Source organism: Mycobacterium heidelbergense (assembly GCF_010730745.1).
In the GTDB taxonomy this organism is placed as follows: Bacteria; Actinomycetota; Actinomycetes; order Mycobacteriales; family Mycobacteriaceae; genus Mycobacterium; species Mycobacterium heidelbergense.
This window is the reverse complement of sequence record NZ_AP022615.1, coordinates 1,377,237-1,392,376: the sequence shown is the minus strand read 5'-3', so window position 1 is coordinate 1,392,376 and position 15,140 is coordinate 1,377,237. Positions and strand designations below refer to the sequence as shown.

The 15,140-nt window shown below is 68.6% G+C and carries 19 protein-coding genes; 13 read left to right on the top strand and 6 right to left on the bottom strand.

Annotated features, from left to right (window positions below; genetic code table 11):
* Positions 1-4: 4 nt before the first annotated feature.
* The 3 genes from G6N25_RS06675 to regX all read left to right on the top strand — a co-directional run bounded on the left by G6N25_RS06675 (position 5) and on the right by regX (position 2,806).
* Positions 5-754 carry a phosphoglyceromutase gene (locus tag G6N25_RS06675; RefSeq protein ID WP_083074498.1) on the top strand — a complete coding sequence of 250 codons (750 nt, stop codon included), beginning with the start codon at positions 5-7 and terminating at the stop codon, positions 752-754.
* A gap of 151 nt (positions 755-905) precedes the next feature.
* Positions 906-2,126, top strand: a complete 1,221-nt coding sequence (locus G6N25_RS06670) for a sensor histidine kinase (RefSeq protein WP_142272672.1) — start codon at positions 906-908, stop codon at positions 2,124-2,126.
* Complete coding sequence (regX, locus tag G6N25_RS06665; protein WP_083074500.1) at positions 2,123-2,806, top strand: two-component sensory transduction protein RegX; 684 nt, start codon at positions 2,123-2,125, stop codon at positions 2,804-2,806. The genes G6N25_RS06670 and regX overlap by 4 nt, the downstream gene beginning before the upstream one ends.
* A gap of 174 nt (positions 2,807-2,980) precedes the next feature.
* Here the strand turns inward: regX and G6N25_RS06660 are convergent, their stop codons facing one another.
* Entirely contained in the window at positions 2,981-3,766 is a 786-nt protein-coding gene (locus G6N25_RS06660; protein WP_083074501.1) for a hypothetical protein, read from the bottom strand.
* A gap of 230 nt (positions 3,767-3,996) precedes the next feature.
* Between G6N25_RS06660 and G6N25_RS06655 the strand changes: the two genes are divergently transcribed.
* The 9 genes from G6N25_RS06655 (at position 3,997) to G6N25_RS06615 (ending at position 11,546) form a co-directional block, all read left to right on the top strand.
* Entirely contained in the window at positions 3,997-5,013 is a 1,017-nt protein-coding gene (locus tag G6N25_RS06655; RefSeq protein WP_083074502.1) for a Ppx/GppA family phosphatase, read from the top strand.
* Complete coding sequence (locus tag G6N25_RS06650; protein ID WP_083074503.1) at positions 5,010-6,017, top strand: hypothetical protein; 1,008 nt, start codon at positions 5,010-5,012, stop codon at positions 6,015-6,017. Before G6N25_RS06655 ends, G6N25_RS06650 begins: the two co-directional genes overlap by 4 nt.
* A gap of 26 nt (positions 6,018-6,043) precedes the next feature.
* On the top strand, positions 6,044-6,886 hold the full coding sequence (locus G6N25_RS06645; protein ID WP_083074504.1) for a sugar phosphate isomerase/epimerase family protein: 843 nt from the start codon (positions 6,044-6,046) through the stop codon (positions 6,884-6,886).
* Positions 6,887-6,909: 23 nt separating this feature from the next.
* A complete protein-coding gene (locus G6N25_RS06640) occupies positions 6,910-7,737 on the top strand; it encodes a thioesterase family protein (protein ID WP_083074570.1) in 828 nt (275 codons plus the stop codon).
* Positions 7,738-7,761: 24 nt separating this feature from the next.
* Entirely contained in the window at positions 7,762-8,634 is an 873-nt protein-coding gene (gene proC, locus G6N25_RS06635) for a pyrroline-5-carboxylate reductase (protein ID WP_179961655.1), read from the top strand.
* 141 nt (positions 8,635-8,775) lie between these two features.
* A complete protein-coding gene (locus G6N25_RS06630) occupies positions 8,776-9,033 on the top strand; it encodes a cell division/environmental response transcriptional regulator (RefSeq protein ID WP_083074506.1) in 258 nt (85 codons plus the stop codon).
* Positions 9,034-9,184: 151 nt separating this feature from the next.
* Positions 9,185-9,286: a 30S ribosomal protein bS22 gene (locus G6N25_RS06625; protein WP_003402602.1), complete on the top strand. Its 102-nt coding sequence runs from the start codon at positions 9,185-9,187 to the stop codon at positions 9,284-9,286.
* A gap of 104 nt (positions 9,287-9,390) precedes the next feature.
* Positions 9,391-10,473, top strand: a complete 1,083-nt coding sequence (locus G6N25_RS06620; RefSeq protein WP_142272679.1) for an SDR family oxidoreductase — start codon at positions 9,391-9,393, stop codon at positions 10,471-10,473.
* Positions 10,470-11,546 (top strand): lysophospholipid acyltransferase family protein, encoded by a 1,077-nt coding sequence (locus G6N25_RS06615; protein ID WP_142272673.1) that lies wholly within the window; start codon positions 10,470-10,472, stop codon positions 11,544-11,546. The genes G6N25_RS06620 and G6N25_RS06615 overlap by 4 nt, the downstream gene beginning before the upstream one ends.
* Before the next feature lie 12 nt (positions 11,547-11,558).
* On the opposite strand, the gene cmaA2 is transcribed toward G6N25_RS06615, so the two are convergent.
* The 5 genes from cmaA2 to G6N25_RS06590 form a co-directional block, all read right to left on the bottom strand.
* On the bottom strand, positions 11,559-12,488 hold the full coding sequence (gene cmaA2 / locus G6N25_RS06610) for a cyclopropane mycolic acid synthase CmaA2 (RefSeq protein ID WP_083074509.1): 930 nt from the start codon (positions 12,486-12,488) through the stop codon (positions 11,559-11,561).
* Between the two features lie 11 nt (positions 12,489-12,499).
* The gene (locus tag G6N25_RS06605; RefSeq protein WP_083074510.1) at positions 12,500-13,012 is read right to left on the bottom strand and encodes an FAS1-like dehydratase domain-containing protein; all 513 of its coding nucleotides are present in this window, start codon (positions 13,010-13,012) and stop codon (positions 12,500-12,502) included.
* A 46-nt stretch (positions 13,013-13,058) separates the two neighbouring features.
* On the bottom strand, positions 13,059-13,970 hold the full coding sequence (locus G6N25_RS06600) for an HAD family hydrolase (protein WP_083074511.1): 912 nt from the start codon (positions 13,968-13,970) through the stop codon (positions 13,059-13,061).
* A gap of 134 nt (positions 13,971-14,104) precedes the next feature.
* Entirely contained in the window at positions 14,105-14,395 is a 291-nt protein-coding gene (locus tag G6N25_RS06595) for a WXG100 family type VII secretion target (protein WP_083074512.1), read from the bottom strand.
* A complete protein-coding gene (locus tag G6N25_RS06590) occupies positions 14,388-14,699 on the bottom strand; it encodes a WXG100 family type VII secretion target (RefSeq protein WP_083074513.1) in 312 nt (103 codons plus the stop codon). Before G6N25_RS06590 ends, G6N25_RS06595 begins: the two co-directional genes overlap by 8 nt.
* Before the next feature lie 59 nt (positions 14,700-14,758).
* On the opposite strand from G6N25_RS06590, the gene G6N25_RS06585 reads away from it, so the two are divergent.
* The gene (locus G6N25_RS06585; RefSeq protein ID WP_083074514.1) at positions 14,759-15,028 is read left to right on the top strand and encodes a glutaredoxin family protein; all 270 of its coding nucleotides are present in this window, start codon (positions 14,759-14,761) and stop codon (positions 15,026-15,028) included.
* Positions 15,029-15,140: the final 112 nt, after the last annotated feature.

Below are 15,140 nucleotides of genomic sequence, written 5' to 3'. Positions count from 1 at the left end.
CGGCATGGGAGACACTGCCACGCTGGTGCTGCTCCGCCACGGCGAGAGCGACTGGAACGCAAGCAACCAGTTCACCGGCTGGGTGGACGTCGGGCTGACCGAGAGGGGCCGGACCGAAGCCGTTCGAAGCGGCGAGCTGATGGCCGAACACGGCCTGTTGCCCGACGTGCTCTACACCTCGCTGCTGCGACGCGCGATCACCACCGCACACCTGGCGCTGGACACCGCGGACCGGCTGTGGATTCCGGTGCGGCGCAGCTGGCGGCTCAACGAACGCCACTACGGCGCGCTGCAGGGTCTGAACAAGGCCGAGACGCAGGAGCGCTACGGCGAGGAGCAGTTCATGGCCTGGCGGCGCAGCTACGACACGCCGCCGCCGCCGATCGAGAAGGGCAGCGAGTTCAGCCAGGACACCGACCCCCGCTACGCCAACATCGGCGGTGGCCCGCTGACCGAATGCCTGGCCGATGTGGTGGTCCGATTCCTGCCGTACTTCACCGACGTCATCGTCCCCGATTTGCGGGCCGGCAAGACGGTGCTGATCGTCGCGCACGGCAACTCGCTGCGCGCCCTGGTCAAGCACCTGGACCGGATGTCCGACGAAGAGATCGTCGGGTTGAACATCCCGACCGGCATTCCGTTGCGCTACGACCTGGACGCCGACCTGCGGCCGGCGCTGCCGGGCGGCACCTATCTCGACCCGGAGGCCGCCGCGGCCGGTGCCGCCGCGGTTGCCAGCCAAGGACGCGCGTAGTTCGGCCGCACGCCCGGAAGGCCCCTTCAAAGGCCTGTTTGCCAAACATCGCGTGAACGCGAGCGGAACACCTGTAGGGCAAGATGTGACTTGTCCGATTTTGGCCTCGCTCCGCTAGGGCGGCGTTCACCAGATTTGTAGGATTTTGTATGTGACTGTGTTCTCGGCGCTGTTGCTGGCCGGGGTCTTGTCCGTGCTGGCATTGGCCGTAGGCGTGGTGGTCGGTGTTCGGCTGGCGCCGCGGGCGGTTCAACGCCGCCAGCAATCGTCCACCGAGTGGACGGGGATAACCGTCGCGCAGATGCTGCAACGCATCGTCGCGCTGATGCCGCTGGGTGTCGCGGTGGTGGATTCGCATCGCGACGTCGTGTACCTCAACGACCGGGCCAGGGAGTTGGGCCTGGTGCGCGATCGTCAGCTCGACAACCAGGCGTGGCAGGCCGCGCAGCAGGCGCTCAGCGGCGTCGACGTCGAGTTCGACCTGCGGCCGGCCAAACGCGCGGCGGGCCGGTCCGGGCTGTCGGTGCACGGGCAGGCGCGGCTGCTGAGCGAAGAAGACCGCCGGTTCGCCGTGGTGTTCGTCCACGACCAGTCCGACTACGCGCGGATGGAGGCGACCAGGCGCGATTTCGTGGCCAACGTCAGCCACGAGCTCAAGACCCCGGTCGGCGCCATGGCCCTGCTCGCCGAGGCCCTGCTGGCGTCCGCGGATGACTCCGAGACGGTTCGCCGGTTCGCCGAGAAGGTGCTTGTCGAGGCCAACCGGCTGGGCGACATGGTCGCCGAGCTGATCGAGCTGTCCCGGCTGCAGGGCGCGGAGCGGTTGCCCAACGTGACCGACGTTGACGTCGACATCGTTGTGTCCGAGGCGATTTCACGCCACAAGGTGGCCGCCGACAACGCCGATATCGAGGTTCGCACCGACGCGCCAAGCGGCCTGCGGGTGCTGGGCGATGAAACGCTGCTGGTGACCGCCCTGGCCAACCTGGTCTCGAATGCGATCGCCTATTCGCCCCCGGGTTCGCCGGTGTCGATCAGCCGCCGCCGCCGGGGCGACAACATCGAGATCGCGGTGACCGACCGCGGCATCGGGATCGCCCTGGAAGACCAGGAGCGGGTCTTCGAGCGGTTCTTCCGCGGGGACAAGGCGCGTTCGCGCGCCACCGGCGGCAGCGGCTTAGGGCTTGCCATCGTCAAACACGTTGCGGCCAACCACAATGGCAGCATCGGCGTGTGGAGCAAGCCGGGAACCGGGTCGACGTTCACCCTGTCCATTCCGGCCTACACAAACAGTGACGAGCAACCCGAGCAACCGCGGGGTCGTGAGGTGCGGCCCAACAGGTCACAACGAGAGGAAGAACTAAGTCGATGACCAGTGTGCTGATCGTGGAGGACGAGGAGTCGCTGGCCGATCCGCTGGCGTTCCTGTTGCGCAAGGAGGGCTTTGAGGCCACGGTGGTGACCGACGGCCCGGCGGCGCTCGCCGAGTTCGATCGCGCCGGCGCCGACATCGTGCTGCTCGACCTGATGCTGCCGGGCATGTCGGGCACCGACGTGTGCAAGCAGCTGCGTTCCCGGTCCGGCGTGCCGGTGATCATGGTGACCGCCCGCGACAGCGAGATCGACAAGGTGGTCGGCCTCGAGCTCGGCGCGGATGACTATGTCACCAAACCCTATTCGGCGCGTGAGCTGATCGCCCGGATCAGGGCGGTGCTGCGCCGGGGCGGCGACGACGACTCCGAAATCAGCGACGGCGTGCTCGAGTCGGGCCCGGTCCGGATGGATGTCGAGCGGCACGTCGTCTCGGTCAACGGTGACACGATCACGTTGCCGCTCAAGGAATTCGACCTGCTGGAATACCTGATGCGCAACAGCGGGCGGGTGCTGACCCGCGGGCAGCTGATCGATCGGGTGTGGGGCGCCGACTACGTCGGTGACACCAAGACGCTCGACGTCCACGTCAAGCGCCTGCGGTCGAAGATCGAAGCCGACCCGGCCAACCCGGTGCACCTGGTGACGGTGCGGGGGCTGGGCTACAAGCTCGAAGGCTAGGGGCTGTCGAGCCGGCGAGGCCGTCGACGGGTGTGCGTCGACGGGGTAGCCGTCGTCAAGTGGCCGTCGTCAACGAGTGTGTATGCAGGGCGGAAATCGGGCCGGATTTCCGCCCAGGGCGCACACTCGAAGCCCAGGATTCACGCTCGATCAGCGGGCGCCGACCACCTGGCGCTACTCGGCGACCCGAGTCGCCGGGTGCACCGCGATGAGACCTAACTTGCTGCGGCGCTTGCACATTGCGGCCAATTCCGCGTAGGCCTTCGCGCCGAGCAGCTCGGCCAATTCGTCGGCCAGGGTCTCCCACACCTGCTTGGCGCCGACGTGGGCGGCCGGGTCGCCGGTGCAATACCAATGCAGGTCGGCACCGCCGGAGCCCCAGCCGCGGCGATCGTATTCGGTGACGGTGGTCTTGAGGATTTCCGTGCCGTCGGGCCGGGTCACCCATTCCTGGCTGCGCCGGATCGGCAACTGCCAGCAGACATCGGGCTTCATGGTCAGCGGCGCCACCCCCAGCTTGAGGGCTTTGGTATGCAGGGCGCAGCCGGCACCGGCGGCAAAGCCGGGCCGGTTCAAGAAGATGCACGCGTCCTTGTGTTTGCGGGTGCGGTACTGGGGCTGGCCGTCATGCTCGTCAAGTTCCAGATAGCCCTTGCGGCCCAAGCCCTTTTCGCGGAATTGCCAATCGTCGTCGGTCAGCTTCTTCACCGCGTCGTCCAACCGGGCGCGGTCGTCGTCGTCGGACAGGAACGCGCCGTGCGAGCAACACCCGTCGTGCGGGCGCCCGGCCACGGTGCCGCGGCAGGCCGGTGTGCCGAAGACACACGTCCAGCGCGACAGCAGCCAGGTGAGGTCGGCCGCGATCAGGTGCTCGGGATTGTCCGGGTCGTAGAACTCCACCCACTCACGGGCGAAGTCCAATTCGACCTCTTGACCCGGCTGCGGGTGCGAATTCCCCATTCCGTCAACGTTAGACCACAATTCCCGCGATTCGCGCTACCCGGCCCTGCGACGCGAGCGGCGCGCCCAAGCAGGGCGGGACGCGCCCCGCATCGTTGCCCGCGGGGTTGGATCGCCGGGCGTCTCAGCAGGGCGGGACGCGCCCTGCATCGTTGCCCGCGGGGTTGGATCGCCGGGCGTCTCAGCAGGGCGGGACGCGCCCTGCATCGTTGCCCGGCTAGGTTGTTGCTGTGCGATTGGGCGTGCTCGACGTGGGTAGCAACACGGTCCATCTGCTGGTGGTCGATGCCCACCGCGGTGGGCATCCGACACCCATGAGTTCGACGAAGGCCACGCTGCGGCTGGCCGAATCCATCGACAGCTCGGGCAAGATCACCAAGCGCGGCGCCGACAAGTTGATTTCCACGATCGACGAGTTCGCCAAGATCGCCGACAGCTCGGGCTGTTCGGAGTTGATGGCCTTCGCCACGTCCGCGGTCCGGGACGCCGAGAATTCCGACGACGTGCTGTCCCGGGTGCGCAAAGAGACCGGTGTCGAGTTGGAGGTGCTGCGCGGCGTCGACGAGTCCCGTCTGACGTTCCTGGCGGTGCGCCGCTGGTATGGATGGAGCGCCGGGCGGATCATCAACCTGGACATCGGCGGCGGCTCGCTGGAGTTGTCCAGCGGTGTCGACGAGGAGCCCGAGATCGCGCTGTCGTTGCCGCTGGGCGCCGGGCGATTGACCCGCGAATGGCTGCCCGACGATCCACCCGGCCGGCGCCGGGTGGCGATGCTGCGCGATTGGCTGGACGCCGAGCTGGCCGAAGCCGGCGTGCAGGTGCTCGAAGCGGGCAGCCCCGACCTGGCGGTCGCGACGTCGAAGACGTTCCGCTCGCTGGCCCGGCTGACCGGCGCGGCGCCCTCGGCGGCCGGACCGCGGGTGAAGAGGGCTCTCACGGCAAACGGCCTCAGACAACTCATAGCTTTCATCTCTAGGATGACGACCGCTGACCGGGCGGAACTGGAAGGGGTAAGCGCCGAGCGGGCGCCGCAGATCGTGGCGGGCGCCCTGGTGGCGGAGGCAAGCATGCGAGCGCTGTCGATCGAAGAGCTGGACATCTGCCCGTGGGCGTTACGGGAAGGTCTCATCTTGCGCAAACTCGACAGCGAAGCCGACGGAACCGCGCTCGTCGAGAGCTCGGTGCGCGATGCTAAAGGCCAGGCACATGATCGGAACGCGAACCGATCGAGAGGCAACAAGCGATGACCGGACCACACCCCGAGACCGAGAGCCCCGAGACCCGGCCGATCTCGGTCGCCGAATTGCTGGCCAGGAACGGAACCATCGGCGCCCCGGCGGTCACCCGGCGCCGGCGCCGCCGGCGCGGCGACAGCGACGCGGTCACGGTGGCCGAGCTCACCGGCGAGATCCCGGTCATCCGTGACGACGAGCACGACCAGCACGAGGAGACCGAGCACGGCGCCAACGGAGCGGTTCAGGACGCCGAACCGGCCACCCGGGCGGCGCCGGAACCCCGTTCCGACGACGTGATGTCCGGGCACGGCACCGAGGCCGGGCCCAAAACCGCGTACTGGTCCGAACGCGCGCCGCGCTGGCCCAAGTCGCCACCGCAGCCCGAACGCGTGTCGGGGCCCGAGCGCAGCGCCTACCCGCGGCCCCTGCGCCACACCGAGCCGCGCGATGCCGAGCACTCCGGCGCCGAGGACATGAGCCCGGATCCGGTGGACCACTACGCCGACATCCCGGTGGACGTCATGGACTCCGAGGTGCGCGAGGCCGAAACCGCGACCGAGGACTCCGCCTACGTGCGCTCCTACCTGCAGTCGGACACCACGCTGTTCGGCGGGCAGACCCTCGCCGACGAGGTCGCCCGGCGCCGCGGCGGGGAACCCCCCGCGGACCTGCTGACAGCCGGGCCGCACGACGAGGAAGCACTCGACCGTGTGGACGAGGCCGAGAGGCCCCGCAAGGCGCGCGCCAGGCTCGAGGCGCTGTGGCGCGGCAGCCTGATCGTGTTGCAGTCGATCCTGGCCGTCGTGTTCGGGGCCGGGCTGTTCGTCGCGTTCGACCAGCTGTGGCGCTGGAACAGCATCGTGGCACTGGTGCTGTCGGTGCTCGTCATCCTCGGCCTGGTGGCGGGGGTCCGGGTGGTTCGCAAGACCGAGGACATCGCCAGCACGTTGATCGCGGTCGCGGTGGGGGCGCTGATCACGCTCGGGCCGTTGGCGCTGTCGTTGCAGTCCGGCTAGGCGCCCACCCGGAACCACACAGATCATTGCGCCCAGCAATCAAAGTCGGCCTCTCGACGGCCTCGGTGTACCCACTGCGGGCCGAGGCCGCGTTCGAGTATGCGGCCAGGCTCGGCTACGACGGGGTCGAGCTGATGGTGTGGAGCGAGTCGGTCAGCCAGGACGTCGACGCCGTCAAGAAGCTGTCGCGGCACTACCGCGTGCCGGTGCTCTCGGTGCACGCGCCCTGCCTGCTGATCTCGCAGCGGGTGTGGGGCGCCAACCCGATCCCCAAGCTGGAGCGCAGCGTGAAGGCCGCCGAACGGCTGGGCGCGCAGACCGTCGTCGTGCATCCGCCGTTCCGCTGGCAACGGCGCTATGCCGAGGGATTCAGCGAGCAGGTTTCGGCACTGGAAGCCTCCGGCGACGTGATGATCGCCGTGGAAAACATGTTCCCGTTCCGGGCGGACCGGTTCTTCGGGGCCGGCCAGTCGCGGGAACGGATGCGCAGGCGCGGCGGCGGCCCGGGCCCGGCGATCTCGGCGTTCGCGCCGTCCTACGACCCCCTGGACGGCAACCACGCGCACTACACGCTGGACCTGTCCCACACCGCGACCGCGGGCACCGATTCGCTGGACATGGCCCGGCGCATGGGCGCGGGCCTGGTTCATCTGCACTTGTGTGACGGCAGCGGTCTGCCCGTCGACGAGCACCTGGTGCCCGGCCGCGGCACCCAACCCACCGCCGAGGTGTGCCAGATGCTGGCCGGCGGCCGTTTCGCCGGCCACGTGATTCTGGAGGTGTCCACCTCGAGCGCGCGTTCGGCACACGAGCGCGAAGCCATGCTCGCCGAGTCGTTGCAGTTCGCCCGCACCCACCTGATGCGGTGACCTTCCAGCGACACCAGGAGACCATGAACGCGCTATTCACCACCGCGATGACGCTGCGGCAGGTCGATCCCGGCGTGTATGCGGGCGAGCTCAACGAGCACTGGACCATCGGGCCCAAGGTGCACGGGGGCGCGATGCTGGCGCTGTGCGCCAACGCCGCCCGCACCGCACACGGCGGGCAGGACTTGCAGCCCGTTGCCGTGTCGGCGAGCTTCCTGTGGGCGCCCGATCCCGGGGCGGTGCGCCTGGTGACGTCGATCCGCAAGCGCGGCCGCCGGATCAGCGTCGTCGACGTCGAGCTCACCCAGGGCGACCGCACCGCCGTGCACGCCGTCGTCAACCTGGGCGCGCCGGAACATTTCCCGCCGGGCGGCCGGGCCGCGCCGCTGCTGTCGGCCAACCCCGTCCTGGACCTGATGGCGCCCGAACCGCCCGACGACGTCGCGCCGATCGGGCCCGGCCACCCGCTGGCCGGCCTGGTGCACCTGGGCGAGGGCTGCGACGTGCGGCCGGTGCTGTCGACGATGGGGCTCAGCGCGGGCGGGCGGCCGCCGGTGATCCAGATGTGGGCGCGGCCCCGCGACGTGGCCCCGGACGCGCTGTTCGCGCTCATGTGCGGGGACCTGTCGGCGCCGGTGACCTTCGCCGTCGACCGCACCGGCTGGGCCCCCACCATTCAGCTCACCGCCTTCCTTCGCGCCCTGCCCGCCGACGGCTGGCTGCGAATCATCGCGACGTGCATGGAGATCGGCCACGACTGGTTCGACGAGGACCACGTCGTCGTCGACAGCCTGGGCCGCCTGGTGGTGCAGGCCCGCCAACTGGCGCTGGTCCCTGCCGCTCGCGGGTAGCCGCTGTCTGCGATGCTTTCCGGCATGGCAAGAATCGCGATCATCGGCGGCGGCAGCATCGGCGAGGCATTGCTGTCGGGTCTGCTGCGGGCGGGCCGGCAGGTGAAAGACCTGGTGGTGGTCGAACGGGTGCCCGAGCGCGCCGAATACCTGGCCGACACCTATTCGGTGCTGGTCACCTCGGTGACCGACGCGGTGGAGAACGCGACGTTCGTCGTCGTCGCCGTCAAGCCGGCCGACGTCGAGTCGGTGCTGGGCGAGCTGGCGCGTGCCGCCACCGCGGCCGAGACCGACAGCGCCGAGCAGGTGTTCGTCACCGTCGCGGCCGGGATCACGATCACCTACTTCGAATCCAAGCTACCGGCCGGGACGCCGGTGGTCCGGGCGATGCCCAACGCGGCCGCGTTGGTGGGCGCGGGGGTGACCGCGCTGGCCAAGGGCCGATTCGTCACCCCGCCACAGCTCGAGGAGGTCGCGGCGCTGTTCGACTCCGTCGGCGGCGTGCTCACGGTTCCGGAAGCCCAGATGGACGCCGTGACCGCGCTGTCCGGTTCGGGTCCGGCGTATTTCTTCCTGCTGGTCGAGGCCCTGGTGGATGCCGGTGTCGCGGCGGGCCTGAGCCGCGACGTCGCCACCGACCTGACCACGCAGACGATGGCCGGGTCGGCGGCCATGCTGCTGGAACGGATGGATTCCGACCGGGCGTTCGAGGGGGAGGCGCCGGGCATGCGGGCGGACGCCACCGCGGCGCAGCTGAGAGCCACGATCACCTCGCCCGGCGGCACGACCGCCGCTGCGCTGCGCGAACTGGAACGGGGCGGAGTGCGGGCGGCCGTGGACGCGGCGGTCCAGGCCGCCAAAAGGCGCTCTGAGCAGCTAAGAATTACATCGGAATAATTCAAGAATTTTGGACTGATTGTCCCTCACCAGTACCAGTAACCCCATTAGTCCCGCTATTCTCCTTACTTGTATGCACGTGTGGGTGCCAGCGGAGGGGAAGCCGCTGGCATTGCGCGGGCCTGACACGATTGGGTTGCGATGACGTCTACGAACGGGCCATCGGCGCGAGATTCCGCTGGTAAGGGGCGGGACACCGGTTCCGCCGACGGCCAGCAGGCCAGGACACAATTCCTCACCGTCGCCGAGGTGGCCGCGCTGATGCGCGTCTCCAAGATGACGGTGTACCGGCTGGTGCACAACGGCGAGCTGCCGGCGGTGCGGGTCGGGAGGTCCTTCCGGGTGCATGCCAAGGCCGTCCACGACATGCTGGAGACCTCGTACTTCGACGCGGGCTAGCCGCGCCCATGGCCCGACCGTGAATCCGGCGGCGGCCCAGCGTGTCGCGTCGCGGAGCTTACGGTCGGTGCCCGTTTGGTGTTGGGCGCCGCCCGCCGGGTAAGGTGGCTCGAGGTTTTTAGCAGCGGTCACCGGTCAGATAGCGGAGTTCATGGGTTCAGTAATCAAGAAGCGGCGCAAGCGCATGTCGAAGAAGAAGCACCGCAAGCTGCTGCGCCGCACCCGGGTGCAGCGCAGAAAACTCGGTAAGTAAGCCCCAGTTCACCGTCACGTCGCCGAAACGCCACCGTCTCGCCGGGCCGTTAGGCTGTTTGGGTGGATCAGCCCAGCGGAAGCGGTGCCGGCGCGAGCGACACCATGCACTATCCCAAGGTGGTGCTGGTTACCGGCGCGTGCCGGTTTCTGGGCGGCTACCTGACCGCCCGGCTCGCGCAGAACCCGTTGATCAACGGCGTCATCGCGGTGGATGCGATCGCTCCCAGCAAAGACATGCTGCGCCGCATGGGCCGAGCCGAGTTCGTCCGCGCCGACATTCGTAATCCCTTCATCGCCAAGGTGATTCGCAACGGCGATGTCGACACGGTGGTGCACGCCGCGGCGGCGTCGTACGCGCCGCGATCCGGCGGCAGCGCGGCGCTGAAGGAGCTCAACGTGATGGGCGCGATGCAGCTCTTCGCGGCCTGCCAGAAGGCGCCCTCGGTGCGCCGCGTCGTGCTGAAGTCGACCTCCGAGGTGTACGGCTCGAGCGCGCACGACCCGGTGATGTTCACCGAGGACAGCAGCAGCCGGCGGCCCTTGCGCGGCGGTTTCGCCAAGGACAGCCTCGACATCGAGGGATACGCGCGCGGATTGGGCCGGCGCCGGCCCGATATCGCGGTGACCATTCTGCGGCTGGCCAACATGATCGGCCCGGCGATGGACACCACGCTGTCGCGGTATCTGGCCGGGCCGCTGGTTCCGACGATGTTCGGCCGCGACGCCCGCCTGCAGCTGCTGCACGAGCAGGATGCGCTGGGCGCGCTGGAGCGCGCGGCGATGGCCGGCAAGGCCGGCACGTTCAACATCGGCGCCGACGGCATCATCATGCTGTCGCAGGCGATCCGGCGGGCCGGCCGAATCCCGCTGCCGGTACCCGGTTTTGGCGTGTGGGCGCTGGATTCGCTGAGACGGGCCAATCGCTATACCGAGATCACCCGCGATCAGTTTGATTATTTGAGTTATGGCCGCGTCATGGACACCACCAGGATGCGCACCGAACTCGGCTACCAGCCGAAATGGACGACGGCCGACGCGTTCGACGACTACGTTCGCGGCCGCGGCCTGACTCCCATAATCGACCCTGATCGGGTACGCTCCTGGGAGGGTCGCGCCATAGCGATAGCGCAGCGGTGGGGTAGCCGGAATCCCATTCCATGGGTCGGGGCAGATAGATTTGGATAGTTAACGTGGCGGGTGAGACCAGAGCGAATGTCATTCCACTGCATACCAATAGGGGTCGGGTAGCGGCGCGTCGCAGAGCCGATCAACGGGCGGACTCGTCTCGTCAACATCCCTCGCTGCTGTCCGATCCGCGCGCTCGGGCGTCCGCCGAACAGATCGCCGCCGTGGTCCGCGAAATCGACGAGCACCGGCGCGCGGCGAGCGCGATGTCGACCACCGAGGCGCCGCTCAACGATCTCGCGCAACGCGTCGCCGCGGTCGCCGGATTCCTGCGCCAGCGGCTCACGGGCGACTACACCGTCGACGAGTTCGGGTTCGACCCGCACTTCAACAACGCGATCGTTCGGCCTTTGCTGCGGTTCTTCTTCCGGTCGTGGTTCCGGGTCGAGGTCAGCGGCGTCGAGAACCTGCCGAGCGAGGGCGCCGCGCTGGTGGTGGCCAACCACGCCGGGGTGTTGCCGTTCGACGGGCTGATGCTGTCGGTGGCGGTTCACGACGAGCACCCGGCGCAGCGGGACCTGCGGCTGCTGGCCGCCGACATGGTGTTCGACCTGCCCGTGGTCGGCGAGGCCGCCCGCAAGGCGGGCCACACGATGGCCTGCACCACCGACGCGCACCGGCTGCTCGCCGCCGGGGAGCTCACCGCCGTGTTCCCGGAGGGCTACAAAGGCCTGGGCAAGCGCTTCGAGGACCGCTATCGGCTGCAGCGGTTCGGGCGCGGCGGCTTCGTGACGGCGGCGCTGCGCACCAAAGCCCCGATCATTCCGTGCTCGATCATCGGGTCCGAAGAGATCTACCCGATGCTCACCGACGTCAAGCTGCTGGCGCGGCTGTTCGGCCTGCCCTACTTCCCGATCACCCCGCTGTTCCCGCTGGCCGGCCCGGCGGGCCTGGTGCCGCTGCCGTCGAAATGGCGCATCGCGTTCGGCGAGCCGATCTGCACCGCCGACTACGCCGCGTCCGACGCCGAGGACCCGATGGTCACCTTCGAGCTGACCGACCAGGTGCGCGAGACGATCCAGCAGACGCTGTACCGGCTGCTGGCCGGGCGCCGCAACATCTTCTTCGGCTGAGTTCGGCCGCGGCTACTTGACCAGGGTGAACTGGCAGACGTCCGTGTAGTGGTCGCGGAACAGGTCCGAGCAGCCCCTCAGGTAATGCATGTAGGTGTCGAAGGTCTTCTCGCCCTGCAGCTCGATGGCCTTCTCCTTGTTGGCCTCGAGCGCGTCGGCCCAGGCGTTCAGCGTCGGCACGTAGTTCGAGCCGATCCGGTGGTAGCGCTCGACCTTGAAGCCGGCGTTGGACGAGTAGTGGTCGACCTGGGAGATCCGGGGCAGCCGGCCGCCGGGGAAGATCTCGGTCAAGATGAACTTGATGAAGCGCAGCAGGCTCATCGGCGACGTCAGGCCGAGCTCCTCGGCTTCCTTTTTGTCGGGAATGATGATGCTGTGCAGCAGCATCCGGCCGTCGTCGGGCAGCAGGCTGTAGAACTTCTTGAAGAACGTGTCGTAGCGCTCGAACCCGGCGTCGCCGGCGCCGTCGGCGAAGTGCTCGAACGCGCCCAGTGACACGATGCGGTCGATCGGCTCGTCGAATTGCTCCCAGCCCTGGATCCGCACCTCTTTGTGGCGCGGGTCCCCCGCAAGCGGGCGGTGCCCCCAGTCCATCTCGTCGAACTTCTGCTTGTCGTGGGCGTACTGGTTCTCGCTCAACGTCAACCCGATCACGTTGACGTCATACTCGGCCACCGCGTGCCGCATGGTCGAGCCCCAGCCACAGCCGATGTCGAGCAGGGTCATGCCGGGCTCGAGGTGCAGCTTGTCCAGCGCGAGTTTGCGCTTGGCGTACTGGGCTTCTTCCAGCGTCATGTCGGGACGTTCGAAATAGGCACAGCTGTAGGTCATCGACGGATCGAGCCAGAGCTTGAAGAATTCGTTGGATCGGTCGTAGTGGGATCGGACCGCTTCAACCGGTGGCTTGAGCTGGGTGCCACCCGGTTCCCCCTGTGGCGTCATACAAATCGACCCTACTTTCCGGCTGAAATGGATGCAATCGCGGCAACGGTTTCTTCAGTGCCGGCGTCTTGGTGCGCCGCCTCGCCCAGCATCGTGACGACGCTGGTGACGATCGGCTTCCCTTCGGCGTCCGTGACTTCGCTGCGGATTTCGGCGATCACGGTGCCGTGGGACTCGATCACCGAGTCCAGGTAGGTGTCGAAGTGCAACTTGTCCTGGACCAGGATCGGCCGGTGGAACAGGAATTTTTGGTCACGATGGAAGACCCTGGCGAGGTTGATCGGGATGCTGAACTTGGTGAAAATCTCCAGCTGCACGCGCCGGCCCGCGATCGCCAGGAACGTCAGTGGGGCCACCAGCGTGGGGTACCCCGCGTCGGCGGCGTCAACCTCGCTGTAGTGCGTCGGATGGTCGTCCTTGACCGCGGCCGCGAACTCCCGGATCTTCTCGCGTCCGACCACGAAGTAATCCGGCGCCCGGTAGTGGCTGCCGATGAGACCCTGGGCTTCCTCGGGAGTTGTCATGCCTTGCTGCTCTCCACTCGAATCGTTTGCTCAGCGGCGCAGCTTATCAGCGTGATTGGCGTCGCGACGCCAACGCCGCCAGCGCACCGCCCGCCGCGCCCAGCGCCAGCGCCGACGGCACCCCGATCCGGGCCGCCTTGCGGGCGGTCCGGAAGTCGCGGATCTCCCAGCCCCGTTCGCGGGCCAGGCTGCGCAGGCGGGCATCGGGGTTGATCGCGACGGCCGTGCCCACCAGGGACAGCATGGGCACGTCGTTGAAACTGTCGGAATAGGCCGTACAGCGTTTGAGGTTGAGGCCCTCGCGGATCGCCAGCGACCGCACGGCGTGGGCCTTGCCGGGGCCGTGCAGGATCTCGCCGACCAGCCGGCCGGTGAATATTCCGTCGACCGACTCGGCGACCGTCCCCAGCGCGCCGGTCAGGCCGAGGCGCCGCGCGATCGTCGCCGCGAGCTCGTACGGGGTGGCGGTGATCAGCCACACCTGCTGGCCGGCATCGAGGTGCATCTGGGTGAGTTCGCGGGTGCCGGGCCAGATCTTGTCGGCGATGATCTCGTCGTAGACCTCCTCGCCCAAAGCGACCAGCTGCTCGACCGATCGCCCCTCGATGAACGTGAGCGCCTTGCGCCGGCCGGCGGCGACGTCGTCGCTGTTCTCCTTGCCCAGCAGCTGAAACTTGGCCTGGGCGTAGACAAATCCGAGCACATCGCGGTAGGTGAAGTAGTTGCGGGCGGCCAGCCCGCGGCCGAAATGCACCGCCGAGGAGCCCTGCACCAGGGTGTTGTCCACGTCGAAGAACGCGGCCGCGGTCAGATCAATGGGGGGCTGCGGGCGCCCCTCCTCGGGAATGCCCGCGGCCCGCAGGTCGTCGAGCGCACGCTTGGCGCTCGCGTTGTCGGCCAGCGACTCCAGGTCAACGCGGCCGGTGGGCTCCGCGCTGCCCGACTCAGGGGAAGCCATCGCCACACCTCCTGGATCGCCGTGCCGCCCGCCGCCCGTGGGCGGCCGGTATCAACACTATCCGGCGGAGGCTTTGACCGGATTTACGCGCCCGGCCGGGCGCGGGCCCGCGAGGTCGACCCGCGACCCTCAGGTCACGGCCACATGGCCAAATTCGTTGACATTGCGCCGGTGTAGTTGCGGTGGGCCGTCGCGCCCGCGGCCCGCAACCGGGCCAGCGCCTCGCGCATCATCGCCTCGCCACGGGCCCAGTGCCGGTGCGCCTCGGCGTGGGCCGCCGCGCCTCGCCCCGTCCACCCCCCGTGCAAATCCGTTACCAGGGAGTCGATTTGGTCGAGCATGTCTTCGGCGTACCTCTGAAACTCCGTCATTCGTCGCACCGCGTCGGCCAGCGCGTGCGGATCCACCCGAAACCCCTCAGCCACCGACCACCCCGCGCATCGCCCGCTCGGACACCGCCTCGTTGTCGTGATAAAGCCCACCGGCCTCGGCCACCAACCGCGCCAACAGCGACAAGCCGACCTCCACCTCCCCGGCCCCGCGATGCCACAGCTCCCACGCGGACGCGTACGCGCTTCCCGACGCGCCGCGCCAGCCGCCCAGCATCGCGCCGACCTGATTGTCGAGGGCGGCCAGCTGGTTTCGCAGGTCCTCGGCGCGACCGCCCAGCCCTTCGGCGAACCCCCGCATCGCCGCCGGGTCGACGCGCAACGTGTCCTGAGCAGCCACAGCGGCAACCTAACCGCTACCGCGCGGCCCCACAATTCACCCAATGCCACACTGGGGCCATGACGCAGCCCAACGGCCGGCCGCGGGTGGCGCTGCTGACCCGCCGGGACTGCGCCCTGTGCGCGCGGGCGCACGCCCGGCTGGTCGAACTGGCCGGTGAGCTGGGCTTCGAGCTCTCCACGGTCGACGTCGACGCCGCGGCGTCGACGGGCGACCCGGGGTTGCGGGCCGAGTTCGGCGACCGCCTGCCCGTGATCCTGCTGGATGGCCGCGAGCACAGCTACTGGGACGTCGACGAGCCGCGGTTGCGCGCCGATCTCGCGCGCTGAAGGCTCACGGAAAAGGCGGGCCGCGGCGGCCCCCGATCGGACCAGTGACGTCGGTCAATTATTTGGTAGCCCACCTGATGAACGTTTACCGTGGACACCAGTTCGGTAGTGG